The 26,948-nt window shown below is 44.2% G+C and carries 26 protein-coding genes; 4 read left to right on the plus strand and 22 right to left on the minus strand.

Annotated elements, in window-relative coordinates:
• Nucleotides 1-111 precede the first annotated feature (111 nt).
• The 3 genes from K1558_RS23890 to K1558_RS23900 are packed head-to-tail and all read right to left on the minus strand — an operon-like array spanning nucleotide 112 to nucleotide 2,073.
• On the minus strand, nucleotides 112-744 hold the full coding sequence (locus K1558_RS23890) for a DsbA family oxidoreductase (RefSeq protein WP_238654398.1): 633 nt from the start codon (nucleotides 742-744) through the stop codon (nucleotides 112-114).
• A 22-nt stretch (nucleotides 745-766) separates the two neighbouring features.
• Nucleotides 767-1,411: an NAD(P)-dependent oxidoreductase gene (locus K1558_RS23895; RefSeq protein ID WP_238654400.1), complete on the minus strand. Its 645-nt coding sequence runs from the start codon at nucleotides 1,409-1,411 to the stop codon at nucleotides 767-769.
• Nucleotides 1,408-2,073: an SDR family NAD(P)-dependent oxidoreductase gene (locus K1558_RS23900; protein ID WP_238654402.1), complete on the minus strand. Its 666-nt coding sequence runs from the start codon at nucleotides 2,071-2,073 to the stop codon at nucleotides 1,408-1,410. Before K1558_RS23900 ends, K1558_RS23895 begins: the two co-directional genes overlap by 4 nt.
• Nucleotides 2,074-2,269: 196 nt before the next feature.
• Here K1558_RS23900 and K1558_RS23905 point away from each other — a divergent pair, with 196 nt between their 5' ends.
• Nucleotides 2,270-2,863, plus strand: a complete 594-nt coding sequence (locus K1558_RS23905; RefSeq protein WP_238654404.1) for a TetR/AcrR family transcriptional regulator — start codon at nucleotides 2,270-2,272, stop codon at nucleotides 2,861-2,863.
• Nucleotides 2,864-2,865: 2 nt separating this feature from the next.
• On the opposite strand, the gene K1558_RS23910 is transcribed toward K1558_RS23905, so the two are convergent.
• The 3 genes from K1558_RS23910 to K1558_RS23920 all read right to left on the minus strand — a co-directional run bounded on the left by K1558_RS23910 (nucleotide 2,866) and on the right by K1558_RS23920 (nucleotide 4,487).
• Nucleotides 2,866-3,435, minus strand: a complete 570-nt coding sequence (locus K1558_RS23910; protein WP_238654406.1) for a YdeI/OmpD-associated family protein — start codon at nucleotides 3,433-3,435, stop codon at nucleotides 2,866-2,868.
• 28 nt (nucleotides 3,436-3,463) lie between these two features.
• Nucleotides 3,464-3,928: a VOC family protein gene (locus K1558_RS23915; RefSeq protein ID WP_238654408.1), complete on the minus strand. Its 465-nt coding sequence runs from the start codon at nucleotides 3,926-3,928 to the stop codon at nucleotides 3,464-3,466.
• 76 nt (nucleotides 3,929-4,004) lie between these two features.
• Entirely contained in the window at nucleotides 4,005-4,487 is a 483-nt protein-coding gene (locus K1558_RS23920) for an EVE domain-containing protein (protein WP_238654410.1), read from the minus strand.
• 190 nt (nucleotides 4,488-4,677) lie between these two features.
• On the opposite strand from K1558_RS23920, the gene K1558_RS23925 reads away from it, so the two are divergent.
• A complete protein-coding gene (locus K1558_RS23925; protein ID WP_238654411.1) occupies nucleotides 4,678-5,520 on the plus strand; it encodes a sialate O-acetylesterase in 843 nt (280 codons plus the stop codon).
• Between the two features lie 312 nt (nucleotides 5,521-5,832).
• On the opposite strand, the gene K1558_RS23930 is transcribed toward K1558_RS23925, so the two are convergent.
• Nucleotides 5,833-7,176, minus strand: a complete 1,344-nt coding sequence (locus K1558_RS23930; RefSeq protein ID WP_238654413.1) for an AAA family ATPase — start codon at nucleotides 7,174-7,176, stop codon at nucleotides 5,833-5,835.
• A 455-nt stretch (nucleotides 7,177-7,631) separates the two neighbouring features.
• On the opposite strand from K1558_RS23930, the gene K1558_RS23935 reads away from it, so the two are divergent.
• Both K1558_RS23935 and K1558_RS23940 read left to right on the plus strand, forming a co-directional pair.
• Nucleotides 7,632-9,407 carry an RNA polymerase sigma factor gene (locus tag K1558_RS23935; protein WP_238654415.1) on the plus strand — a complete coding sequence of 592 codons (1,776 nt, stop codon included), beginning with the start codon at nucleotides 7,632-7,634 and terminating at the stop codon, nucleotides 9,405-9,407.
• Nucleotides 9,404-10,537 carry an extracellular solute-binding protein gene (locus K1558_RS23940; protein ID WP_238654416.1) on the plus strand — a complete coding sequence of 378 codons (1,134 nt, stop codon included), beginning with the start codon at nucleotides 9,404-9,406 and terminating at the stop codon, nucleotides 10,535-10,537. Before K1558_RS23935 ends, K1558_RS23940 begins: the two co-directional genes overlap by 4 nt.
• Before the next feature lie 41 nt (nucleotides 10,538-10,578).
• Here K1558_RS23940 and K1558_RS23945 read toward each other — a convergent pair whose 3' ends face one another.
• From K1558_RS23945 to K1558_RS24015, 15 genes are all read right to left on the minus strand, one after another.
• A complete protein-coding gene (locus tag K1558_RS23945) occupies nucleotides 10,579-11,265 on the minus strand; it encodes a CD3324 family protein (RefSeq protein ID WP_238654418.1) in 687 nt (228 codons plus the stop codon).
• A gap of 11 nt (nucleotides 11,266-11,276) precedes the next feature.
• On the minus strand, nucleotides 11,277-11,981 hold the full coding sequence (locus K1558_RS23950) for a hypothetical protein (protein ID WP_238654419.1): 705 nt from the start codon (nucleotides 11,979-11,981) through the stop codon (nucleotides 11,277-11,279).
• 190 nt (nucleotides 11,982-12,171) lie between these two features.
• Nucleotides 12,172-12,807: a response regulator transcription factor gene (locus K1558_RS23955; protein WP_238654421.1), complete on the minus strand. Its 636-nt coding sequence runs from the start codon at nucleotides 12,805-12,807 to the stop codon at nucleotides 12,172-12,174.
• Entirely contained in the window at nucleotides 12,791-15,067 is a 2,277-nt protein-coding gene (locus tag K1558_RS23960; RefSeq protein ID WP_238654423.1) for a sensor histidine kinase, read from the minus strand. Before K1558_RS23960 ends, K1558_RS23955 begins: the two co-directional genes overlap by 17 nt.
• Before the next feature lie 101 nt (nucleotides 15,068-15,168).
• A complete protein-coding gene (locus tag K1558_RS23965; RefSeq protein ID WP_238654425.1) occupies nucleotides 15,169-17,205 on the minus strand; it encodes a serine hydrolase domain-containing protein in 2,037 nt (678 codons plus the stop codon).
• A gap of 338 nt (nucleotides 17,206-17,543) precedes the next feature.
• The gene (locus K1558_RS23970; protein WP_238654427.1) at nucleotides 17,544-17,750 is read right to left on the minus strand and encodes a hypothetical protein; all 207 of its coding nucleotides are present in this window, start codon (nucleotides 17,748-17,750) and stop codon (nucleotides 17,544-17,546) included.
• 79 nt (nucleotides 17,751-17,829) lie between these two features.
• Nucleotides 17,830-18,630 (minus strand): DUF3037 domain-containing protein, encoded by an 801-nt coding sequence (locus K1558_RS23975; protein ID WP_238654429.1) that lies wholly within the window; start codon nucleotides 18,628-18,630, stop codon nucleotides 17,830-17,832.
• A gap of 8 nt (nucleotides 18,631-18,638) precedes the next feature.
• Nucleotides 18,639-19,523: a HipA family kinase gene (locus tag K1558_RS23980; RefSeq protein ID WP_238654430.1), complete on the minus strand. Its 885-nt coding sequence runs from the start codon at nucleotides 19,521-19,523 to the stop codon at nucleotides 18,639-18,641.
• 871 nt (nucleotides 19,524-20,394) lie between these two features.
• Nucleotides 20,395-21,138: a DUF2971 domain-containing protein gene (locus K1558_RS23985; protein ID WP_238654432.1), complete on the minus strand. Its 744-nt coding sequence runs from the start codon at nucleotides 21,136-21,138 to the stop codon at nucleotides 20,395-20,397.
• A 55-nt stretch (nucleotides 21,139-21,193) separates the two neighbouring features.
• Entirely contained in the window at nucleotides 21,194-22,114 is a 921-nt protein-coding gene (locus K1558_RS23990) for a hypothetical protein (protein ID WP_238654435.1), read from the minus strand.
• Between the two features lie 235 nt (nucleotides 22,115-22,349).
• Entirely contained in the window at nucleotides 22,350-22,982 is a 633-nt protein-coding gene (locus K1558_RS23995; RefSeq protein WP_238654437.1) for a hypothetical protein, read from the minus strand.
• A 265-nt stretch (nucleotides 22,983-23,247) separates the two neighbouring features.
• Complete coding sequence (locus tag K1558_RS24000; RefSeq protein ID WP_238654439.1) at nucleotides 23,248-24,000, minus strand: restriction endonuclease; 753 nt, start codon at nucleotides 23,998-24,000, stop codon at nucleotides 23,248-23,250.
• Between the two features lie 210 nt (nucleotides 24,001-24,210).
• Nucleotides 24,211-24,924: a hypothetical protein gene (locus K1558_RS24005; protein WP_238654441.1), complete on the minus strand. Its 714-nt coding sequence runs from the start codon at nucleotides 24,922-24,924 to the stop codon at nucleotides 24,211-24,213.
• 180 nt (nucleotides 24,925-25,104) lie between these two features.
• A complete protein-coding gene (rlmH, locus tag K1558_RS24010; protein WP_238654443.1) occupies nucleotides 25,105-25,584 on the minus strand; it encodes a 23S rRNA (pseudouridine(1915)-N(3))-methyltransferase RlmH in 480 nt (159 codons plus the stop codon).
• A 128-nt stretch (nucleotides 25,585-25,712) separates the two neighbouring features.
• Nucleotides 25,713-26,918, minus strand: coding sequence for a DUF4179 domain-containing protein (locus K1558_RS24015; RefSeq protein ID WP_238654445.1), 1,206 nt, complete (start codon nucleotides 26,916-26,918; stop codon nucleotides 25,713-25,715).
• Between the last annotated feature and the right edge of the window lie 30 nt (nucleotides 26,919-26,948).

Genomic DNA, 26,948 nt, shown 5'->3' on the forward strand with positions numbered 1-26,948 from the left:
CTTCAATAACCGCTCAAATTCAGCACCATTAATCATAAATTAAGAGCTGCAGCTTAAGCTACGGCAAAAAGCACAAGCGGGTGGCTTGTGCATGATTCTTGCGGGGCTTATTTATTGAGCTGCCTGGTTAAGGGCGCTTAAGAATATCTCAACGGGTTGTGCGCCGGAAACTGCATATTTTCTGTCAATGACAAAGAAAGGGGCTCCTGTAATTCCCAGCTGTTTGGCTGTAGCTTCATCTGATCGCACTTCGTTAGCATATTTGGAGGAATCCTGGAGAACTGCCATTGATTCCTCCCTGTTCATTCCAACGGATTCTGCAATATCTGCTAATGTAGCATGATCGCTGATCAGCTTACCTTCCGTGTAATAGGAATAGAACATCCGCTCGGATAATTCCTTATCTTTTCCAACCGATTTGGCATATTGGGTTAGACGATGAGCATCAAACGTATTGGTGGGCTTCATTTCGTCAAAATTATACACCAGACCCATCTTGTCTGCCTGTTGTCCAAGCTTAGCATTTCCCTCTTTCGCTTGCTCGATACTCATACCATGTTTCTCAGAGGCCATTTGATGCATATTTTTACCTGAGTACAATGATGCTTGCGGATTTAGTTCAAAGCTTCTATATTCAATCACCACTTCATCCTGATGAGCGAATTGCTCCAGTGCAGATTCTAACCGCCGTTTACCAATATAACAGAATGGACAAACATAATCTGACCATATCTCGATTTTCATTTCCAGGCCTCCTTTCTGGGGCTTATTTGTTATAGACGATAGGCATTTTTCTAATCATATGGTTGTCACGGGTGGCAGCGTACATGATTTTAGCAACATTTTCTCTGGAAACCGATAACTTAGCCGATTTATCTCCGAATGAATAGTCATAAGATTGCCCTTTGTCTTTAACATTGGGGTTAATAATTCGGACAACTGTCCAATCCAGGTTCGATCGTTTAATAACTTCTTCCATTTTCTTCATTTCCGCATGACCGTTTGGAAGTAAGACTTTAGCCAATACACCTGGAAGTATCGTCGAAATGTTTTTCTTATCGTCATCTGATTGCAAAGCCGGCGTCGCAAGGGTAATTAACCTTTTTTTGTTATGCTTCTTCATAGCCCTAATTATCAGTTCGTGTCCGTCCGCAATCGGCGTGCCTTTAAGCTTTCGTGACATATCGGATGCTGGTCCTAGTGTGCTGATTACGACATCTGATCCAGCAACTGCCTGCTCGATGGTTGAAGCATTCGAAAGCTCCCCTTGTATAAAGCTCAAATTAGGATGTTTGAGACTGATTTTGTGGGGGGGCCTAACATATGCCGTAACGAAATCTCCGTGATCCAGAGCTAATTGTGTTAGCAGCTGTCCGATTGCACCACTTGCACCAAAAATGGTGATATTCATATTGACACGCGGTCTTCAGTTATAAATTCTTCTACTCTGTCTCTTTTGATGTACATGTCGTACCATATATCAGCGATTTTGTCTTGAACTCCTGAGTTCGGCTGCATCCAGACTCCGATCGAAAGGTGACCCGCATACACACCTTTGTCCGCTAATTCGCTGTTCAAATTAAAGATATAATTACGAAGCCCTGAAATGGAAATTCCAACATTCCCCATCATCGGCACCGGGTGGATTGCAGCACCTCCAGTAGTAAATAATAAGGCACCGCTTTGCTTATCCAGCATGTCAGGCAGCACTTGCCGGACACTGGATAACGCACCTACCACATTAAATTGAAATTGGTATAACGCATTTTCTTCTGTGACCTCCAGTGTTGGCGCTACTGTGTTGATGCTCGGTGTTGGGCTGTATTCAAGAACATCAATAAATCCGTACTTCTCTTTAATAGCGGCGAAGGCCCTCCCGATTTCTTCTTTATTTAATATGTCCGCTTGAAATGGAGCAGCTTCGATTCCCAATGGTTCTAATTCACTAACCAGCTGGTTCAGCTTATCTTCATTTCGGGCAATAAGAGCTACGCGAAAGCCGTTTTGTCCGAATTTCTTCGCAATGGACATTCCTAAACCTGCTCCTGCTCCAACAATAGCTATAGTTTTCATTTCAGATCTCCCTTTCAATTAGAATTAGTGGTCAATGCGATAAATAATAGTCAAGATGTTGTATATTTATCTTGTGTTTATTATGATTAATAAAAGGTCAGCATTCAATATTTAATATTTCTGATTTTGAGAGATAACATGCACTTTCAGCTCAAATGTCGTATATCTACCAAAAAAATTAAGGGAATGAGTCCTAATGAACAAAAAAACCGATTTGCGTATCATTCGCTCCAAACATTCCATCAAAAAGGCGTTTATAGAGCTTCTTACGGAAAAGGGATACGAAGGAATAACGATTCAAGATATTGCCGATAAGGCGATGATTAACCGGAATACCTTTTACCTTCATTATCAGAACAAACCCGATTTGTTAAATGCATCGATGGACGAATTAATCGAAGAACTAAAGAGCACACTCAAGCAATGCTCAAGCAGCAAAACACCGATAAGCGGCTCTATGCTCGAACAACTAATGCAAACCATCCTGGAGAAAATCCAGGACAATATCCCCTTTTACAAAGCATTGTTACTGGATGAGAATAGAATTTATGGTTTCCAGTCAAAAATGGAGGAAATTATAAAAAACACAGTGGAGGATGGCTTGGATAATGCTCCATTGAAGATTTCAAAGGAATTATTACTCCAATATACTGCATCTACTTTTATGGGCATTGTCGTGTGGTGGGTTAAAAATGATTTTTCCTATACCCCAAAGGAACTCGCATCTCAATTTGGTAAAATTTTAACTCAAGGGCATTTAAAAGCCGCAGGTATTGCAAACAATGATTGAAGTTAATAATCTAGTAGCCGTCCGTTATCATTCCATTGACCGTACATTTTGTTATCTCTCGTGTTGGTGATGAATTTGTCTAATCTGCTCTTAAATAATTCTGGCTGATGCTTATAGCTTTGTATCGTGTCAATCCGGACTCTTTTATAAAGATCTGGAAATGCCATGAAATTTTCGTATACTTTTCTTTCCTCATTTAGCCTTTCCTCTATAACCCGGTCTATTCTGAAAGAATCACAATTCATATCAGGAAGAACGTTTCTTCCCTCGTCTGTCATCAATCCCAGCTTTTCGAGACGGCGGACACGTTCTTTATTCAATTCAGTCCATGAGCTTTTTGGGCTTCGGGGAGACAGTCTCTGAGCCAGCTCCGTTTCAGAACTCTTCTTCTTGACCCCATCGATCCATCCAAAGCACAGAGCTTCCTCGACCGCGTCTAAATATAAGAGTGTATCCGGTTGGGACGCCATACTGACCAAGATCCAGCAAGATTTTTCAGTCCTATTATTTTCCTGCAGCCAGAGCCTCAATTCTTCTCTCGATTTTACCGGAATTAAATTATCCATTTTCATATTTAAAAAGAATTTCCTTTAGAATAAGTTACTGTTTGTTCGATATTACGTTATCCAGAAATTGATTTGCGTCGCTATTAAACTTCCAGTTCACACCGAATTTATCAATTAGCGTTCCAAAACACGAAGACCAGGGATAATTGGATAACGGCATGGTGACTTGCCCGCCAAGGGACAAAGCATTAAAGTATTGCTCCAGTTTTTGCTTATCCTCGATGACTAGACTGATCAGAATATTATTCCCTTTCACCAGCTCACCTGTCACCGCCTTCATGGAAGGCAAAATGTCAGACATCATCATTTTCCCGCCTGCGAATTCGATAGAAGACTCCATGATCATATTTAACTCATTTTCTGGCATGGGGTAGTTTGGATTCTGCGGGATATCCCCGAATCTCACTTTTTTCACTTCAGTTGCGCTTAAAGCCTCCGAATAAAATTCAATTACCTGTTCTGTATTTCCATCAAAGTTCAAATATGCAATAGCTGACATAAAACATAACCTCCTTCTTGTTATACATGCAGTATAGTTCATAAGAGGTGACGGCTGTATGTCACCGTTTCATATTTTATTGAAGGTCCGCATGCATCGCTCCCGCGATAGTAAAGAAATCTTCTTGGTTGATCTCAAAGTGGCCGGTACGGAACGGGTAGCCCCAATTCCGCTTGCCGCGGGTGAAGGACAGCCGGTCAAGCAAGCCTTCGATTCTTGCATCTTGGCAGGGAACATATTCGATATTCCGCCGGTAAGGTACGAACGTCGCAGACATCGCATATTCGTACACATGGTCGTCCACAACCCGGCCAATGGCGGTGAACGCCTGCAACGGCTTGCCGTCTCTTATCTCCGTTCGAGGAGAATAGTATACAAGCCAATCCCCAGGTTGCATTCTGCGTAAGGGTGCAGATTTACCGTGACACATTTGGGCGAAGCCGCCACTAACCCCGCGTTGTACATGCGATGCCGAGACGACGCCTATCCAATAGGATGGCGGATGGAGAACCGTATTTCGGACAAGTTGTTCAAGACACAACGTTTCTTTCGTATTCATTACTGGACCCAGCTCCTTTTTCTTACGCTGAATCCAGCATACAACAACGCTACTGACAGCGGTCTGTCAGTAGCGTTCGGGCATCACTAACCCAATACCAGGCATAGTGATCATTAATTGATTTTAGTCTAATCAGACAATATAATGATTCAATTAGACTATATTCGTTAAGTAAAGGAATGAAGCTTAAATGATAAAATCATTTTTAATGCTGGGTCAATCTAATATGGCAGGCCGTGGATTCTTGCATGAAGTCGACCCTATATATAATGAAAAAATAAAAATGCTGCGGAATGGACAGTGGCAGATGATGACAGAGCCGATTAATTATGACCGTCCGGTCTCTGGTGTAAGCCTGGCGGCGTCTTTCGCCGATGCCTGGTCGAAAGCCAATCCTGATGAAGAAATGGGTTTGATTCCTTGTGCAGAAGGTGGAAGCTCGTTGAAGGATTGGCATCCAGAGGGCATCCTTTTTCAGCATGCTTTGTCTGAAGCCCGCTTCGCCTTGCGGTCCAGTCAAATCTGCGGAATTCTGTGGCACCAGGGTGAGAGCGACAGCTATCAATCGCTGCATGAAACGTATTACGAGAAATTAAGCCTGATCATCGAGACCCTAAGAAACGAATTGAAGCTTGATGAGGTGCCGTTGATCATTGGCGGACTTGGTGATTTCCTTGGGAAGACTGGTTTTGGACAGCAAGCGACAGAGTATATACAGATCAATGAACAACTGCAGCGCTTCGCTAACGAACAGCCAAATTGTTATTTTGTAACGGCAGCAGAGTTGACCGCGAATCCTGATGGCATTCATATAAATGCGGTTTCGCAACGCAAATTCGGCTACCGCTATTTTGAAGCTTATTCGAACAAGTGTCATGTCCTGGAGCCCCTCCCGGGGGAGGAGCAGTCACTGAAGGTGGAGCGCGACTATTCAAAAACAGAACAGATCTACCTGCACAGCATGGATTTGGCTTTGGGTAAAATCACTTACGCCGAATTCGAGGCGCAGATGGCGAAGGTTATGCAGCCTTGATCCGTTTAGCTTGACGGATTTATCGGCGAAAACAAAGGGCGGCCTGGAAGGCCGCCACTGTTGTTTATACTATGAATAGATTTGTGTCACGATTCCGTTGAAAGCTATACGATGCTATAACCTAAGAGATATTTAATCTGTTTTCCCCTGATACTGTTAGCATACTTCAATGGATTCTTTTCTACCTTGCTTCTTATCGATACTTTAATATTAGCTGAGGGATCAGCATCTAGATTAGCATTAATTTCATCTTCAAGCCAATCTAAATACCATTTCTCAGTTTCACCTTCTACGGTATAAAAGTACTGCTTATTATCCCTCCGATTCGCTACCATCTTCGACTAGCTCACCTCTGCTCTCCAACAGATTTTCAAAAACAGAGGTAAAGTCGATATCCTTAATCGCTCCGTACTGGTTAACGAAATAATTCTTCATATATTCACTGCCGTTCCTCACTCCGTTCCTACCGGAAGTACCGAAGTCAGACAGCGAGTAGTGAGTGCTGCAGAAGGATTCATCATCACGTTCTACAAACTTGATCTCATCCCTCCTAAACAAATTCGAGTTGAGGAATATTGGGTTATGGGTGTTAAAGATCAGCTGTGATTTTTTCTTATTCACCTCATCATTATGAAATATGTTTACAATACTCATCAAAGCCATCGGATGCAGGGAAGCATCAAACTCATCAATAACCAGAGTGCCACCATTGACCAATGCACTCATAACGACGGGAAACAAATTGACGAAGCGAATTGTCCCATATGACTCAAATACTTCTGCCTGTACGGGCATATTTCCATCTTGGCCACCTACAAGGGAAACCAGTTTAGGTTCAGAATCATCATCATTCGCAAGATATCCTAAAGCATTGGAGTTGATCCCGAAAATACGAGCTGCTTCATTAATCGTTGAGTTGATATAGATTGTTGCCTTCTTAGAGCTTAAAGGCAGAGACTGAAGAGAATCTGCTCGGCAAAAGACCATAAACTTATCTTCAAGCCAGTTTTTAATAATATCTGAAAGCTTCGAACTAAACATGATCTTAAAACCATTCATCAGGAACAACTCTGATGGATTTAAATTATTCTTTGCCAAGTTAAACAGGCTTTTCTCATTTCCCTCAAACCCAACAATGACGTACTTCTTAATAACATTCAAATCCCCAAACTCTAACGAAGGATTTCTCGAAAAGACTAGTTTTTCATTAATACTGAGTGTCTCGGATATGACCTTACGCTTGTAATCCTCATCAAGAAAACTACCCAGATCAAGAGACAACTTATATTCAAACATTAAATCATTTGCAATGAATTTAATTTCAAAATCAACTGGTGCTTTCATTTGTAATGAACGGTTAGGAATCAACTCTAACTGACCCGCGGCAGGGTTCGCTTTTGACTTACTGTCCCCATTACGAATATGCCCTCTTAAAATAATGTTTTTAAGGACATCCATTGCACCAATAATGTTGGTCTTTCCTGAAGCGTTTGGACCGTAAATAACTGCTGAGCTTAAACCCTTATATACCTTCGAACCAATTTTTTCCTTTAAAATACTGTAATCCAGACCTTTTTGCTTAGGTGCTGGAGTCATTGAGAATACTAGTTCGTCTTTAAAGGATTTAAAGTTTTTGGTTCTAAACTCAAGGAGCATAACACCACCTCCATTTTGCATTTTTTTTGCAAAATAACATCTATAATATATGCTCTAAGTTAGCCAAAAGTCAATTATTCTATACCATTTTGCAACAAAAACGAAAAATAAATTTCGAATACTTTCATGTCAGTTCCTTCATAATCCTGGGTAAAAGCTTCGTAGACAATCGTTAGAGATATGATATCTGACTCAGAAAAGAATGATATCATGATATCATGGGTAACATTCGAAGTGCTCCTCAAGTGATCAATCTGGGCAGCTGGAACTTTTCACTTTTTTAAAATATCTGTTAAGAGAACATCTCCCTGTGGCATCTCCTTTAATGGAAGGCTTATATTTTTTGAGCATGCAGGTCCACCGGAGGACGTGATGCAGTGCCACACCACCGGGCTGGGAGCTCAGCGGAACGACGTACGGTATAGAAGTGTCGCACGGTCAGGAGGGAAAGCGTTATGGATCGCTTGGAGTTAGGGGTAACGAGTGCAATACGGGAGGATCAGGAAAACAATCGTGACAAGGAATTGGCGGAACGGGCGAAAATGGGCGATACCGAAGCGTTCGGCGAGCTGATTCAGACGCACCGGGACCGGGCGAAGCGATGGGCGGAACGGATGACGCAAGATTCGCATATGGCTGACGATATCGTGCAGGATGCGCTTGTCCGCGCATTCTTGCATGTCGGAACGCTCGCGGACACAAGCCGTTTCCTGCCGTGGTTACACAGGATCGTGCAAAATCAGGCAAATATGCGGCTGCGTCGGGGAGGCCCTTACAAGCGGGAGCAGCCTGTCGGCGGATGGCAGGAGAACGAATACGGCGGATTGGACCCCATCCAATGGGATAACCTTGACAGCCTGCTTCGCCACCTGACCCGGATGAGCGCAATGTCGGCGGCACAGAAGACGGACCCCGCAGAGCAATTGCTGCGCAAGGAGCTGTTCGAGACGATCCATGTGCTGCTGCGCGCGCTCAATCGCAGGGAAAGAGGTATCTTCGAGTCTTATTTTTTCCGGCAGCTGTCCCCCGATGAGATCGCACAGATGTACCATACGACTACCGGCTCCGTACATACGTATCTGCACCGTGCCCGGCGCAAGCTCCGTCAGGCTCATGTCCGGGTTATGCTCGGCCTTCCTCCAGAGAAGGGAGGAGTAGATATGAATCAAGCGCGTATTGTGAAGCTGGCAGAGTGGCCCCAGACTTCCTCGACACTAACAACGTTCGTAGACCGGATCGGGCATATGCTGGCATCGATTGGTGATCAACGGGGTACGCAGGACCTGATGGGGGAGTCCGGATTTGCTTTCCGGATGAAGATCTCCAACAAAACGACATTTGCGGACGGAATTTATGTTTTCGATTGGCGGCAGACACTGAAGACGATGATGAAAGAGTTGGGATATGAGATCAGCATCCTCTGCGGACAGCTATCGGAAAAGCCTGTGCCGCTGCTTGCCGCATCGGAGCGTTTTCCCGTTGTGCTCCCGATCGAGGAAGCGATTCTGCCGTTTATTCGCAGGTATATTAACATGGGTAAACCGGTTCTGTATTTCGACACGATGGCGTCTTCGCCTCATGTTCACGAATGGTCACTCATCTACGGCTATGACGATGCTAAGCGGGAGGTATACGTTACCGACCTAATGCTGCCGGAGGGGAAAACGCTGAATTATGATGATTTGGCAGAAAATCCGTTAAGGTTTCTGGCAGGGATTGACGGGAAAACAGCAGGATCCGTCTCAGGTATACGATCTGCCGAGGATCGTGCGATTGAAGCGATACAGTTCGCGATCCACTATGGGCGATTAGGGTGCAACTACTGGCCGATGACCGATTATTTGTCATATACATCGGGGTTAATGGCTTATGATAGGTGGATCCATTACATGACGGACTCCGGAATCCTGCCAAACAGATACGGTATGGGGCAGCTGGCCGCGGTGTATTCGGAGACCAGGAAACATGCGGCGCTGTACCTCAAATCAGTCCCGCTCAAAGGTGAGGCAATGCGTCTTGTGCTGCTGGCATCGGAGGCATATGTACAAGCTTCGGAGGAGTTGCAGCGTGTAAGCACGCTTGTGCCGTTTATCCGCAGCTCATCCCTGCTCACCACGGAAGTCCGGACGGAATGTGCTTCATTGCTGCAGCAGGCCAAAGTCTTCGAAGCAGCTGCGATTGGTTATTTGGAGAATGCCATGAGCTTATTATTCGGGAGGGAAGAAAGATGAGTCACATTCAATTAAAATTATTGACCCAGCTTGAGCAAATCGGAGAAATCATGGCTTCGAAGGCGTCATTCGAAGCCGCCAATCCCGGTGTCGAGATCATCCTTATTCAAGCGGCTGACAATTATGAGTCGTTACAGGCATTCCACTCGGAAGAGCCGGATTTAATGGATAGCGGGGGCTGGTGGCTGTTCAACCAGAAGGGACTCTTCATCGATCTGCTTCCGTTTGTGAGAGCGACACCGGGGCTGGAGGAGGATTTGAATCCCGGCATTATGAGAGTGGCTACGAAGGATGGGACGCTTCCCGGCCTTCCTGACGGCGTATCTATTCCTTTGATTATGTACAAAAAAGCGATGCTGGACGCGTCAGGACTGCCATACCCGACGGATGACTGGACATGGGCCGAGATGATGGAGATGGCCCGCAAGCTGACGATTCGGGACGAGAATGGTGTGGCGACCCAATTTGGTTTTGCGACAGGACCGGATATTGAGTATTACGAGCCATTTATCATGCGCAATGGTGGAAGTTATTTATCTCCAGACGGGTCGATGGCCCACGGATTTATCGACAGCGAAGCGACGATCGAAGCGTTCCAACTCGTAATTGACATGTACCGTGAATTCCATGTGTGCCGCAAGCCTGACGAACCGTCCAAAGCAGGCGAGCTGCATCAAGGCTTTGCGTTAATCAGTGCGTTTACATGGTTTGTCGGTGCGGTTGAAGGCGGAGGTATCAGTGATGCATTCGACGTAGTCGGATTGCCCCAGATGCCCGGAGGCGTACAAGCGAATATGGTCTATATGGGGGCGACCGGGATCACGACGAAGTGCAAGCATCCTGAACTGGCCTGGGCATTCCTCAAGCACCATGTATTCGAGCGGCCGGAGCGTTTCAGCCGTCCCTGGACGCTGCCGATTACCCGATCGGTTGCAGAACAGAGTGGGATGACCTCGCACCGACTCTGGTCCCGTTATATACAAGAAATGGATGTCGTCCTCCCGAGCGCTTTCTATTTGAACGAAAAGTGGAATTCATCGAGACAGCTGATTAACGAGGATATCGTTAAAATGATCGTCGATGGCGCCGATGTGCGCCAGACGCTGAAGTCGTGGACCCGGTTTGCGTAGTTATTTAGGGCCATCCCTGGCGGGATGGCCCATTCCATGCTTTATTTGACGAAAAATAATACAGTTCCGAAATGATTCGTAAACCTCTTATAATCGGTAGCCTCCCGCAACACGATAATGGTCGGGTACGAATTAACCTTGCATTGGATCAGTCCCGCCAATATCTCCTTCTGTTCGGTACAGTAAAACTTCCCTTGATGATACTCAATGATAAGAGGCGGTAGAGCGGAATGATCTTTGGTTACATTCACATGGGAGTTACCGGTATCGAATTCATCCCTTTGAATAAGACGCAAGGGAAACTTGACGACCCCAAAATAGATTCGGTCTGCAATGGAATTTTCCGTATGGACAGATGCGTTTTTGGAAAGCTGCCAGTAGCAGTACATCCACTCTTCAAGTATCCCGCCGTTCGCATATTCCACGGCTGACTCAATAGTCGGTGCATATGCTGCGTAGTCAGCCTGTTTTTTCGAGTATAGGATTTTTTTAATTGAATCCAAAGACAAGCAGTATTCGTCAGCAAGCTCCGACACGGTACGTCCATGGGCGTACTTGTTGCGAATCATACGATTTCTTCTCTGTAACTGCTCCCGGTAACCGGAGGCTGCACCCCAAGCTTTCTTTTCCTCTCCAGCGGGGATGTAAATAAGTTTACCTGAGGCGTACTTTTGAACTTCTCTCAATAGTTCCTCTGGAAGGATGTCACTGCCATTCTCATAGTTCATGTTACCACCGTCTATATAGCGTAAATTCGATCTTTTAGTTCGCTGATAGATTTCATCATGGATGTACACGATTCGGTATCGTCAATCGATGCGTGCCAGCGTAGTCCGTCGATCCCTTTATAATACGCCATACATAAGAATCTTTCCTTGAAGTCGGGAATGAAGATTCTCCGATTCTTGCAGTACTCCATGAGAAGCTCCGGTATTCGCAGATAAGGTTTGTTTAAGTCCATGATTGCAAAATCGATCAGGCAGTCTCCAATGCCAGAGTAGCTCCAGTCGGGAAACCCCACCGTGGTTTTACCATCCGTAATCATGTTGATGAAAAACGTAAAGTTATTTACTAAATAACGTCTGCCCTCGCAATAAGGAATTCGCGCCTCCATCTCTTTGTAGTACTGTTCAAAGAAATCCCGTTGTAAAACCGTTGTTCCGAACATGTCCCTCCAATTATACCAATACCCTTCCTTGTCCTCCGCAAATGTCTCGGTCAGAAAATCTCTGCAGCTCTCATATTCCGGTGTGCCATCCTCGTTGAACCGTCCGTAGCCCCCTATTCCCGATATGTCAGACGTATGAATTTCAAATAGACTGTCAAATATCAGCTCGTGGCAATCCTTGAATTGTTCGGGGCTTAATTGATCGGCTACGAACCCACTCGGGGTCATGTTGACCTTGTCGGATAGCATGGACCGCAAAAAATCATCTTTACTCATCTGTTCATCTCCTTGTGCATCTGATATGTAAAATCATAGCATTGGATAGATTTAGGGAATAGGCAATCAATGGCTTAAATCGACTTTACACTGGCTAAAAACTTGCCGTTACTTGTAGTATGGTTCACCATAGCATCTATAGAGTGAAATCGAAGGAACCCAATTAGATTCCTATAGCCCGAAAACTCCTCTAACTATCGTCCGTCCCCTCCCAAAACGAACCGAGCAGTCCTTTTTCGTAGCCTTTGGCGACGGCGCCGATTCGCGTCTTTACACCTAGCTTCTGGTTAATGGACGTGATGTGATACTCAACCGTTCGCTGGCTGATGGACAGCTCGGCTGCGATTTCCTTGTTCGTCTTTTCCTCCGCGACTCTTCGCAGCACGTTTCGCTCCATGTGCGTAAGCTTCTCCAGATCGGCACGCCATATATTCTCCGCGACAAGCGCGTGGCCCAGCATGCTCTGCTTGATCGCGTTAATGATTTGCGGATAGGGGCTTTGCTTGGACAGGTAAGCATGGACACCGATTTCGTACGCTTTCTTATAGAACTCCTCGTACATGTAACCGGACAGCACAATAATTTTTAGCGTATGGCCGTACTTCTCCTTCAGCCTCTGACCGAGCTCGAACCCGTTCATCTGCGGCATCGCGATGTCCATGACAAGCACATCCGGTTGGCAACGCTCGATTCCCTCTATCAGTTCTACCGGATTGCTGAACGTACGAGGCACCTCGATATCCGACTCCTGCTCCAGCCGTCTCTTCAGCCCTTCGAGCACGAGGGGATGGTCGTCGAGCAGGACGACTCTAATTTTGGAATGCATTGGTTAGCTCCTCCCTATCGAGTGGCAGCATAAGATGAACAGATGTGCCCTTCCCTGGTATCGAATGAATGTCCGTCTCCCCGCCAAGCTGCCGGATTTGATTGTAAAGGAAATGGATACCGAAGTGCCTCTCCCCTGCTGCAGACGGGGCCATCACGGTCGCAACGTCGAAGCCGCACCCATTATCCCGAACGCCGCAATACAAATAGCGTCCGTCTCGCCACAGATGAATCGTTAATCGAGTGGCTCCGGCATGCTTGAAGACGTTGTTCACCAGTTCACGAATCGCCCGGAACAAGTTCGATTTAATAAGCTCATTCCGGGGCTCGTGCGGCTCCAACTCATAGACCAGCTCGGCTTCGACCCCGTCCTGCGACCTTTGCTTCATACTGCGGATCAGCCACTCGACGGCCAATCGCAAGTCCCCGTGATCGATAATCGGCGGATGAAGATCGTCGCAGAGGGCGCGAATGTCGCTCTGGGATTCGTAGATGCTTTTTAGCCACAGTGCGACTCGCTCCTTGTCCGGCTTTCCGGTATCATAAAGCTCTTCCAGATCGCGCGATACAAAGATCAGGTTCTGAAGCAGCCGGTCATGCAGGAAATGCGAAGTGCGAATCCGTTCCGCCTCCTGGGATTCGAGCAGCGACCTGTCTAGCGGAGCGACACGCTGCCCGGAAGCGGCTTGGTACATGAATCTCACAACCAACTCGGCAGCCTCACGTAGCAGCTCCTCGACCTCCTTTTCCGAGAATGCTGAAGAGTCGTTCCTTATCCCTATATAGCCAAGCGTTACGCCACTGCCTGATGGACTTCTCAGCTCGATCAACCGGTTCAACCCAATAGAAGCGAGCCAGTTCATCACTTCCTCCGGCCTCCGATAATCTGGTTCAAGCGGCTCCCCCTCGATCCCCTTGTAGGATCCCGTGCCTTGAAAGATTGTAACCGGACTATCCTTCCAGAGTAGGCAGACATCCTGAATGCCCAGCCGCTTGCTCACAATCTCGGTCAGGAGCGCCAGAAGCTCGCGGGTCGCTTGCCTGGATTCCAAATCTGCGGATAGCGCACGCTTTTGCCGATCCAACTTTTCTCCCTGTACGACCGTCTTCCTCCGATAACGCAGCAGCCCTTTTTGATATAGGAGCGTGAGCGCAATAAATACGATAAACAGGACATAAAGCTGTAGCTGCACGCCCCCGGCTGATAGCACAAGCAGCATAAATGTAGCCGTAAAGTACAGCACATGCACGACGAGTCGAGGGAAATGAAGTCGCATATCGAGCATACTCCGCTTTACGAGAATAAAAGTAAAGATGAGAGAGAACGGGACAAAACCAATGAGCGCATACTTCAACGGCAAAATAAAAGGCTCCTGGAACAGGACGGGTATCGCGTAGAGAAAGGTGTATGGTAGCAGGCTGAGAAGCAGCCCGGCGAAGAGCATGAGCAGTTGATTGCGCTCGACCCGGTCGAACAGCCTCCAGCTTCGGAAGGTGACGCCCGCTAGCAGTAGAGTCGTTCCGAGCAGCGCCCAATTGAGCACGTCTGAGATCCACTTGAAGACCTCGATCTCCGCGACAACAAAGTAAGTCATCACAAGCGTAAACGTGAAGGTACCGAGCAAAAAGACGCTCTTCAGCTTCTGAAGACGGAAGACGGAGGCGCGATAAATAAACTGCAAATAGAAGGATAACAGTAAATACGGAAGCCATATGGAGCAATAGGTCAACAGTAGCTGTGACAGACTGCCCTCCGGCGAGTAAATGCTGAGAATAACAAGCGCAAGCAAGTAGTTTAAGTTGAAGAAGGAACGAATGACCGCCGATTCCGGCTGTCTCAGAAGCGCGTAGACAGCAAGTCCGAGCAGCAGCGCCTCCATCGCTAGCGATAGAATGAAAGCTGAAAAGAGTCGGTTCGCCGGATGATAATTATTGATAAGCCCCTCCGCATGTCGCGCTACCGATAAATAGTCGGCTTGGCGTAGTCGGTAGAACTCCCCTTCGCGGGTCAGCTTCGCATCTGGATCCAGCATGACGACTCGATCCCCGGGCTGAAGACGCCAATCCGTGGCTAGGCCGCCCTCGTCCACGGCTTCAATCCGCCAACCGCTTCCCGGTAACGGCTTTAGGACAAGGCCGATATACGGGGATTTGAGGGCTTGAATATGAATATACGCGGCTAACAGTATGAAGAAAACGAGAGACATATAGAGACGCCGCCCATATTTATGCCGGGTAGCCAGATGGGACACTGTAGTCATCGCGATCGATCCTCCGGTCCAAGTATAGCATTATTCTACCAAATACGGATAACAGCCATGCCAGAGTGGCATGGCCGGGCATTATGCGATTGAGAGGCTCCTTACGGGTAACGATGTATCATAGCGGCCGCTTCTTGTCGCAGCATCGGCTGCTTTGAACGATAATCGAACGCCCCGTCCGCATCGGGGGTGACCTCCGGGCCATAGTAGCCGCTCGCCACAATATGTTGAACTCCGTCAAGCGCCCAAGCGTCGGTTTGCCCTTTTAATTGGACTTCAGCAGACGGCATGATGCCCAGTCCAAGCTGTAACAACCGGGAAAGAATAACGGCTGCCTCCTCCCGAGTAATTGAGCGATTCGGCTCGAAGGTTCCCTTTGGCATGCCGGTGACGACGCCGCCCTCGAGAGCGGTTTGAATCTCCGCCGCATACGGGCTGTTCATGGTATCCTTGAACATAATCGGCTCCTCGGACAACTTGATGCCGAAGGTCGGAATGAGCCACCCAATGAACTGGGCTCTCGTAATCGACTGCTCCGGATTGAAGTTCAGCGGATCTTCCCGCTCCAGCAATCCCTGCTGCCGCAAATATCGGATATCCTTTGCATAAGGCGAATCTAGCGGCACATCGGCATACAGCTTCACGTCCGGCAGCCGCTCCGACCAACTGTCAGCTTTGTTGTACTCGAAATAGGCGATGCGACCCTTGTCGTCTTTCTTGAACGCGGCTAGTCGGCCTGTGTCGTCTATGAATAATAGATCCTTGAGTTGCTTCAGTTCATGCACGCCGTACGCGTCGGTCACGAGCAATCCCCCATTGGTCGCTTCAACCTCGTAATGCCATGCCGGCAGGCGTAGATCGCTGTAGGTACCCTCCAAGTATTGGAGCTCGCTCTTAAGCGTGTTCATATAAGAAGGTGGAGACGTAATAGGTTTGGGGAAGTAATGATCCATGAAGCTTTGAAACAGCAAGCTTCTCATCTTGCGGGCGTCCTTTGCGCTGTTGAGCGCGATAAACAAACCCGTCTTCTGCTTCGGAAGCAGCCACTGCTGAGACTGGAAGCCGGATCCCGCTCCGCTCTTGTCTATAACGAATTGTCCGTTATTGAAGTTGGGGAAGCTCGACTCGAAACCATAGCCGACGCCCGGGATATCTGGATGAATCGACACACTGTACTGCTCCATCGCCTGCATGGTCTTCTCTTGCAGAACCGCCTGGTTATCTAGCTTGCCTCCGTTTAACTCAGCGAGCATAAACCGCGCCATATCCCCGCTAGTCGACATCAAGCCCCCGTCCGGGGAATTGTACGGATAAGTCGTATACTGCGCGATCGGCTCGCCGGAAGCGTCATAAGGCGTAGCCAGCTTGGCGGCCAATTCCGACGTATACACGAACCGGCTATTGTCCATACCGAGCGGTTTAAAAATATGCTTCTGGATATAATCCTCGAATTTCTGTCCGGAAACGCATTCAACGAGATACCCAAGCAAATTGTAGCCGTAATTGTCATAACGGAACGCCTCTCCCGGCTTGCGGATTACGGTCGGCATGTGGTCCGCCACGAAGGTATCCAGCCTGTAGACCGGACCGTCCGGGTCGCCCTCATCCTCCGGTATGTCGGTAAAGTCAAAGCCGCTCGTGTGCGTCATCAGATCTCTAGCGGTCAGCGGCGAGCCTGTTCGATTGGCGATCTTCATGCCCTTTAGGTAGCCGTTCACATCGAGATCCAGATCCAGCTTCCCCTGCTCGGCCAACTGCATGACCGCCATCGCAGTGAACGTCTTGGAGATCGATGCCAGTCGGAATAACGTATGGCTCGGGTCTACCGGTTTCTTGGTCTCCACGTTCGCATAGCCATAGCCTTTGTTCAGCAGCACCTTGCCGTCATTCACTATGACAACCGATGCTCCCGCCAGCGCAGCCCTCACTTCCGGACGCGCGAAGAAGCTATCCATAAAAGCAGCGACCTCTTGAGGGTCGGACGGCCCTAGCGCGGCTGTGGATGCGGAAGCCCCAACTGATTGGGCTGAAGCGACGTTTGGTTTTACGACATACAGGACTGGGGTGAACAGGCCTAGCGAAAAAATCAATGCGGACGTAAGCAGCGTTCTTGGGACGTTCATGATCTTGAAAGTCATTTGCGGTCTCCTTTGTGATCGGCTTGATCTAACTTCCTAGTTATAAGTCAAGCATACCAAATGACCGTAATCCGCGAATCCGTATAGAAGGGCCAAATTGGGACGTATACCCGCCATCTTTTTTGCGGGATCGCGCAATATGCCGATTAAATATCCCCGTATATGAAAGATGTAAAAATTCCCGTTGCATTCTATCTGAGAACCGAAAACGCCCAGCAAGATCATATTTCGCCCTACTTATGATACGGTTCAGCTTAACGGATCTATGGGCGAAAAATGCAAAAAGGAGCATGCCTAGGTTGCTCCCTCGTTGAATGAATTATTGATTAGGAAGACTTTTAAATGCGGTCTGCATTTTTATTATCTTCCGACTTAATTTGCGCCTCTTCTGCCGGCCAATTCTTACCCCAGCCAACTTCTCCACATGCAGTACATACGTAATCGCCAGTTTTTGTACCTCTAAGATATTCAGAAACAACATATGGATGGCTACAAGACTTTCCATCCCATCTTTGCCTTAATACTGCTGCTTCGTGCATCTGCATAAGTAGTATTCCTCCTATGAAGGCCGCTTATAAAAATGGAGTAACCTATGATTTATATAGGTTACTCCCTCTCCAATTATTATAATGCTTCTTCAAGATTACCGCCACTTTTGAGAGTATATATTAATCGATCAAAGTCTCTGGTTCCATAATTAATTATAGTGGCTCTATCTATAGTCTCGAACTGGTAGATCAACTCTTGATATCCGGTTTTTTCAGAATTTTTTGTGGGCTTAATAATAGCTATGAAATGTCCACTATTCAAATCTACATCATTGTGGAGCTTTTCGATTGCATCTTTCCAAAATACACCCTCTTTATAATTTTCCCTAGGGGATTCTTGGATAGAAAGAGGTTGAATCAAATCTAATGTGTTATCGATCCTATAGCCAAAATCAATATTTAAACTAAATGGTAAATTTTTAACCTGTATATCTCTTTCGATAAAGCGATCTATTCCCTCTGACGTTAAACGCTCCTCGACTTGCTTTATTAGTGACTTCTGCTTGGTCCTTATTTCTTCTTGGCTAATTACTAAATTATCGTACAAACCTTCAACTTGATGTACTATGTTTTCAGTAAAGATATATTCAGGTTTAGCTAAGATAAATGGGGCCTTAATACTTGACTGTAATTTTTCTAAATAATTATTATCGCCTAGAGATACGTCTATAAGTGTATCAAAAAACTTTGTATTGAGACTTCTTAGATGTTTGCTCATTAATTTTCGAAATGCTCGATACTCGGCATACTGGAATTCTGTTAAAAAATTCTTAATTCGAGTGTCATACTCCAAAAATTTAAAAGCAATCTTTGATTCTTTAGGCGAATGTATAATTACACCAATATTTATTATCTCTTGTTTGATGCTACTTGGCATGAACTTTATTACTCCGAACTTGCTTGCAAATCTGGCCACACTAAAGCACCCCCATTCCAAACTGGAAACCACCACATGCTAACAAGTTGAATAATTGCTTCCCGCACCTTAAACCGTCTGTCAAACAAAAAAGATACTAATACCTTTTTTTCATAGTCTGGTATCTGCCATTCTTCTGGTACTTCATTCATTATTTGTTCTAACTCTTGTTTTGATACAGATTCAATTTTATTTACTACCCTTAAAAAGGGATTCAATTGAGGATTCCTTAAATCCACGTTTATTTTAATTGCTTCATATATCGGACCGAAAGGAAATAAATGATCCTGCCATGTTAAGCTTGCTCCTTTAAACTCTTGAAGAGACTTGTATCTGTCCATTGTTGCAACTGGCCTAAAAAAGGCATAACCATGGTCATGAACAACAAATTCCTTTGAACCGTCTTTTTTAGGGAGCACCAACAAATTTCCCATGTTAGATCCTCTATCATCATTGTGAATCCATATATCGTATGCTAAAACGTCTTGAATCATCCCTACATTACTACACGATCTATAAAGTTCCGGGAGCGGTTCCCTGAATAAACCATTATCAGCGATATTTTTGTCTAACTCGACTAATGGAGAACCCACCTTAATGCCAGGAGTCATCCCTTCAACATGTGAATAGATTTCAGCAAGCTCTCTCGGGATGTTAACTAATTTTTGATCAAGAACTGGCAGTTCAAGTAAAGCTGCAATTTTATAACCTAGAAATTCATGTAATAACGCTCTGGTATAGTTTTCTGGGTGATTAAACTTAACTACTCTCATAATATTATCACTGCAGAGAAATTTTTTGGGTTTTGATATTCCGTCATCCATATTACCGAAAAAACCTATCGCTTCAATCAATTGGCCCGCTCCTCCTCCAGCAATCTTACATATTTTAAAACAGCAAGACCCAATTTCTGATCTTCTGCCTTTCATGGGTATGTTAAACACTATAATAGTTTCAAGGTTCATCGCACTGTATTATTATATCATTATAGTCTTAAATTTATTATCCATCTATTCAAGTTCTTTCAGGCTATGGGCGTGTTTTATTGACTTTGATCAAGCTTATGGAAACGGTGACGTGGGAGTATTACGAATTCATCGGCTTGGTTGGAGCCTATGGTCAGCAAGGGGCAAGGGAAGCACTCGAAGATTATGTGTAGACGAAGAGGGGAACGCCTGTAATGGATGTTCTCCATGGGTTTGGCTTGTGGTAGAACGTGTGTGGAGCACTGGCTGTGATGAGATAGTTGGGTTGGTTGGGTTGTTCATTTCGCCACCTCTATTTCATGCTATTGCCTAAGGCTGGCGGCGACCGTGTTTGATTGCAAGTTTGAGTTAACGGATCATGAGCTCGAGTAGACGCTTTTCGGTGGCGGGGCCGATATTCAATTGGTACAAGTGGATGAGCTTAACGGGAGTGCCTCCTTGGAAGTTTGTTGTATATCAATTTCCTTTTGGCGTTACTTCTCATCGATTTAATTGTGTTTGATGAAATAGAAACAGCATCTCCAGCGGTGAAGCTGGAGATGCTTTAATTGACCCAGGGCGCTCTTCATGTTTTATTTTATAATTTGTTAAATACTGGATTTTTATTATTCAATTTTTATTCTCCTCAGTTACCATACATCATGCTGATTATAAGAACAAACCTGTCTTCTCGACCATTGCCTTTCTTTTTACAGCGCCCTCCAATTATACCTAGTCTTCTTTTCACCAATTCAATGTGCTAGTATCTATCTGTTCGTATTTTTAGATCGCTTTTGACAACATTGATTTGGGAATTAGGACTATGCTTTTCAACAAGTTCATTAACTGATTCTATATCGTGCTCTCCTGCGGCTGGACCCATCATTATCTCAGCGTTATTCCAAAAATGCTCTCGGAGTTCCACATCAATATAATTTATATCAGTTTCAACGCCATGTAATATATTTTCAAAAAACGAAGTTTCTAATGACATGAAGTCTATTGGATTTTCGTATCTAGGTAGCCCTGCTAGTATGAATCTTGCCTCTTTCTGAAAAGACCAATTTCTTCTTTTAATGAGTCCTAATTGAGCAATTTCTTTGCGGCCTATGGAAAAATTTTCATTAAAAAGATTCACCGATGGGATGTCTCTATATTCTACATCAGAAAAGAAATTGCCAATTTGAAATGCCAGTATTCTACTATAATCCTTGATATTAAGGATATCATTATCGTTTGATTTATTTAATGAAACATTATTTAGATCAATTCCAATCCTTACTCCTTTCATGTTGCCTGTATACATATTCCATAATGAAATATTCTCATCCCTATCCCTCGTCCAACTGCTTACAAAAACATACTCTGACATATTACCAAATACATCAACAATACCCTCTTCCATATCATCTACATTAGTCAATCTGTTCAATCTAAGTGTTTTGTTTTCAAGTATCAACTTAAGAGTCGGAATACTTGTGTAATGATAAATATAGTTTTGCATATAGTTTCACAGCTCCTTATTCATTTCTGCCCTTCTATTATTTTCTAAGCAACTATCACAAGGATTCAGACTTTCTATTGTTAAATGTCTTTATATATCGAATGTTTCTCTCTTCACCTTCTAAGATGATTTTAGTGACATCTCCACATTCCCCACAATGTAAAAAAAGCGTTGTAATAATGCCATCTTCATTTGTTTCGTCATCAATTATCTCAAGCTTTTTACTTGTACAGTGTTGGCATTTATACTGTGAAACTGGGTTAAAGGCTTTTTGCCTGAGATTTTCGTATACCCCTACTAATGATGTACATAAAGAAACACACGTTGAAGCTTCATAAAATGTAGCATTCTGAGAGTGTGTAATTTTATTGGAATAATCCCACGTTGATTCAGTTAATTTTTTGATTATACTTCGGTAATCACTATTATCCGAACCGGGTAAATAAAACTGAACAAAGAACTCTGCTTTCTTCTTAAAATTTGATGCTTGGGGTTGCTCGCTCTCTCCAGCCATTTCAGGAAAATAAATTAAATTTCCTAATTCAATCAATACTTCTCTACATTGAACACCAATAGCTTGAAAATCTTCAGTTTCTATTGCTGAATCAATTAGTGTAGCAATATTCTTTAACTTTCTGAATAATTGGGGTGCAATTTCGCTATCCAACGTCATTGCATTTACATAATCTTCTGGCTTGTATGAAGATGCTTTCATCCGTTGCATTATTCCCATATGAAAAGAATAAACTTCATCCGTTCCAAAGTAATAAGCGTCTTGAGGGTAAAGGTTCATCGGTACTGTTTCACCTTCAACAACCCACCACGAACCATCCTTATCTGTTTTTACATTCCAAACTCTCACTTCAACTCCTAAATCATCAAAAGTTTGCTCCGGTTTTGCACTCAAAACCTTACACTTATTCTGACTTTGCCATTCGACATACTCGGCAACGTCTTCGTATGTTCTTTCAGCCATCTCACTGTTCCTTTCAATTAGTTGAATTTGATTTCTGTTATGAATAATCCGCTCAAAAATAAAAAGGATTGCATGTAACCACTTTACCTAAAGACTTTCTATAGAACTGGAGATTGGGCTGCTATAGTATTAAGCTGTTCTAGGAAAAGACCTATTTAGCGTGGTTAACGTGGGCGAATTTATACAACGTATTGAGAGGATACCCGTCCGATACGTGAATGCAGTGTTAGACGGGTTATTGCCTTCTTGAGTTACTCACAAAATCTATTGTTGTTATATAATTCATCTTCCTTATAAAATTTTCTCTAAGTTCTATATTCGAGCTTTGACTAAGGCGGTCTACATAATGCTGATATTCATTTATCAATTCGTCCTTAAATTTAATTACATCTAGACGAATTCCATTCTCAATCTCGGTAACCATTTCACCCTGGTCAAAAGTAAGCTGTGTATTCCTTTTTGTCTGCGCCTGATGAAGAATTCCATTACGAATATCTGAGTAAAAATAACCAGCAGTTCTTCTTGTGAAGTACTGACTGAAAAAAATGCTTTTAGTCAAAAACTTTATAAACGCCTCCCTATGTCCTCTAAAAACCGTTTCATCAAGTCCATTATAAAATTGATGCAAGGTTTCTATAAACAAACAGCATAATGCCATTGAACCGAAACTATAGTCAATATGTCTATTATCGACCCTTATGTTATCCGAGTAATATTGAATTAATAATAAAAACCTCCCTTCCATTCTATCTATAAATATCTCAATTGCATTCTTCCATGCTTGATTATTACTACTTAAAGATAAATTCAGCTCTGAGTAATCATCCAGACTGTATCTTGGAGAAATGTATATAGCATTATTAAACATGTATTTCTTCCTTTCTGTATTAGCAATAATTCCAAATAATATTATGTTTATGAACTTCATGATATACCCTATTCCGAAGCCTATAAGCCATATCTCTATGTGAATTATCTTTCATTACAACGGCCAGGAACAGGGCAAATGTATGGCGAGACGAACTTTTTCACTTAATTTTTCGCCGTCACCTTAATTAGCTAATTTCGCTTAACATCCAATTCATTAACTTCGTAAGTACCTTGCGCTTAGCCGAAACAACTGCTTCGAAACATTATCTAAGGATGTCTTTATAAAGAAAATGCTCTTTGACTTCTTCATTCGTTAATTTAAAAATCAATTTTTCATCATATGGAAAAAACATAAATTTTAGTTTATGAAATTCTGCAAATGATAGAAGAACTTTGAGGTGCAGTTGACTGACACCCCTAACTACTACACCACCTGCATCGTTGGACAATATCTCGGCTGTCTTCTTTGAAGTAAACAAATAAAACCCTTTATCCTTTTCATGCGGCAGGACTACGTATGTACCAGTTATCTGACCCTCTCTTTCTTCCATCAAAGTCCAAAAAGGCTGTCCCAATACTTTTTCATTGGGTAAGATGACTCCGATTTTAGCTGCAACTACTTTTCCTAATAGAGGAAGTTCACCGGATGATATTAATTCTATTCCATAGTGATCAGCAATTGTCTTAGCTCCTTGTTGGAACCCACTTGATGACACCATTATTCCTATACAATTATCTAAGTCTGTTAACTTTCCGTAGAACTCTTGAACATGCCCTTTAGTTATAGCTCTTGTATGATTTTTACATTCTATTGCAACCCTATGTCTAATTCCAACAAGATCAAATTCATAAAAAGCATCAATTTGATGTGGCGTACTCGATTTTCCGATAATCACCTTATCTCTGGTTACCTGAATGTCTTGGCCTTCGAGAAACAATAATGATTGATAAACATATTGCACTAGTTCTTCAAAGGTTTTTCCCTTTTCATTCATTTTTCTTTTGAAATTAAACATAAAATCCCCCCTAATCTGCACTTACATATTTCCATCTAATGTTCTTGTATTTACATTTTTAACCATCTAAGCCCAAAAATGATCGCGATGCAGTTAGGGTGGCGCGGATGTGTCTGTCTGAATGGCTTTCCCAAATATCTTCGGGAGGGCCAAGAGGCGAATAGTCCCTATGTAGGTGAATATGATCTTAATCCAAGTACCCTCTGTTAACTATTTTTCTGTCTCCCTGAGTAATGTATTAACATCACAATATGCTCTTTCTGGCATCTCGTCCCAAAATGAAGTAACAGCGACTACATAGTCTTCAATGTCTTTTTCTGTGACTCTTAATGTTTGCCCATTTAACAGAACTGCGCCATGCAATTCCAAAGTATCAAATGAATCACCAGATAGATCACTACGAAAGAAATCTGGTCTTATCTTTCTCAACTTATCCGCAGAATCACCATCGCCATGCTTAATTGTATTGGTAAGAAACTTTAGTTCTCGAATTTTTGTCCATGAAATAGTATCCGGGATATTTATTCCGTGCAACTTGAAAATTGTTTGAACTTCTTTGAACTCCAATACCTTTTTAATAAATGTAAGGTCATGGCTCAACTCATTAATTGTAAAGCGAATAAGCTGCTGTTCCCAAGTATGATATAAGAGAGAAATTGTCATCAGTAAGTGATTGGACTTCATAGTTAATAACGATAGATACATTTCAACGCTTTCCTCTTGTGCCCATTCTGCTATTGAATCAATATCAGTATCTTCTCCTCCCGGATACTCTCGGAAAAGTTTATTTCCATATTCCTTTGATTCCTCTTCTATATTGCTAAAGTAATCTTTGGTTTTATTATAGTAATCTAAAACTATCGTTAGCTCTTCTTGATGTCTTTTAATTGTTGGTTTCCAAAAATATAGTTGAGTCTCACCCATAATTAACACTCCAATCATTAATGAATTAACAGTACCCCATTAATTGATTTCACTCGTATTTAACTTCCCACCTTTAGATGGCTGTATGATCTAATTATCTTCGATCAATTATGAAAGGAACAGGGTAAATGTATGGCGATATACTTTTTCTACAAGTCGTGACATTTCAATTTTTCGCCGTCACTTATGATACGGTTCACCGCGATTTATCTTCACCGCCCGATACACCTGCTCCACCAGCACCAGCCGCATGAGCTGGTGAGGCAGCGTCATGCGGCCGAAGCTCATGCGCTGCTGGGCGCGGCGCATCACGTCATCGGAGAGCCCGTGGCTGCCTCCGATGACGAATACGACATGGCTCGTCCCGTAGGTGCCGAGCCGGTCGATCTCGGCGGCAAGCTCCTCGGAGCTCCAGAGCTTGCCGTCAATCGCGAGCGCAATAACATGCGCCTCGCTCTTAATCTGCGCGAGAATCCGCTCGCCCTCGCGCTGCTTCACCTGAACAACCTCTGCGTCGCTGAGGTTGTCAGGGGCCTTCTCATCCGCCACCTCAATCATCTGGAACTTGAGGTAGGGCGTGAGCCGTTTGGCATATTCCGCGATGCCGAGCGTCAGATACTTTTCTTTCAATTTGCCTACGCTTATCAGTTGAATTAACATAATGCCTCCATCGGTCTGATCTGATTATGTCCCTGTATTTTATCACATCCCTGTCCATAACATGCCCTCTTGCATCAAGAAGAGCCATCCTTCACGGATGGCCCTAAGACACTTCGAATAACCTGCAATTATTGCTTAGACAAATCAACAACTAATTGCTGTGTAATCGTACGCTCTTTCATATTGGTGAAATCCAGGCGAAGCGATTGCGGCTTATTTAAGAGGAAGTAGCTTTCTGAGACGATTTTCATCTCATGGTCTGTATAGGTATAAATAGAAGCACCCTCTTCCGATTTATATTCACCAGTTCCGCTCTTGACCAACAGTGAAGGATAGTAGTCCTTATTGAAAATCTCTAAAAATTCTTTGTTTTTAAACAAAGCCTCATCGGAGGATAGCGTGGTTACAGTCGTGAACGGTGTCAATTCCAGCTTCACCTTGATCTTATGCCCTGCCACATCAATAGTTTCCTCCGGCGTCAGTGTCCGGGCCTCCTGCTTCCAGACCTTGGGGTTGATTTCAAAGACCGCCTTCAGCACAGGGCTATCCTTCACGCTGGACTTGAGCGTATTATACTTTTTAAGCAGCTCAGGACTCCAACTGAACGATGATTTCTGGTCCGGGTTGTTCGCACGGGCTTTTTCAGCGACAGCGAGCATTTCGGCATCCAATGCCTTTAACTGGTCCAGCTCAACAGCGGTTAATGTGCCTAGCTGAAACTCGGCAGCTACTTTTTTGGGAGGCGTGGTCAATGGACTGCTCAACGGAATTTTAGCGATTCCATACATAATATGATTTTTCTTTGCCGGACTTGTGCTTTGAATGGTCGCATCATTCATTTTCTTTCCGCTGATGACCTTGCCGGTAACGGCATCAGTCAATTGAAGACTATGACCTTTGGGCGGCATGAACACGAATGCTCTCTTACTGTCAGCTTGGGCCGTAAAAAGAATAATCAGCTCATATTTGTCGGCGATAAAACCGTTCACCGTCAACTGGTAACCGTCTTTTTTGACCACCGTGTTCAGAGGCTGTACCAGATTGTGTTTCATGGCATATTCAACCTGCCGATACCCCTGAATCCCCGAATTCACAAAGGGTGCAAGCGCTGCCGACGGTTTCGCGGTTGCCGCCGGGGCGGCCAATGCTTGACCAGTAACGGCAAAAGGGCTAAGTACCAGCGCTGCTGTTGTCATGACTGCGACGATCGCAGCCGACAGCTTGGTTTTGGAGAACCGCCGTTTATCTGGCGCTGAACATTGCCTTTGCTCTTGTATAGTCTGCGTCTGCGCCGCATGTGAAATCTCCATTTCATTTCGCTTCATTCCAATCATTGTTACACTCTCCTTCAATACAAGTTAGTG

The organism is Paenibacillus piscarius (assembly GCF_022234545.1).
Taxonomy (GTDB): domain Bacteria; phylum Bacillota; class Bacilli; order Paenibacillales; family Paenibacillaceae; genus Paenibacillus_AQ; species Paenibacillus_AQ piscarius.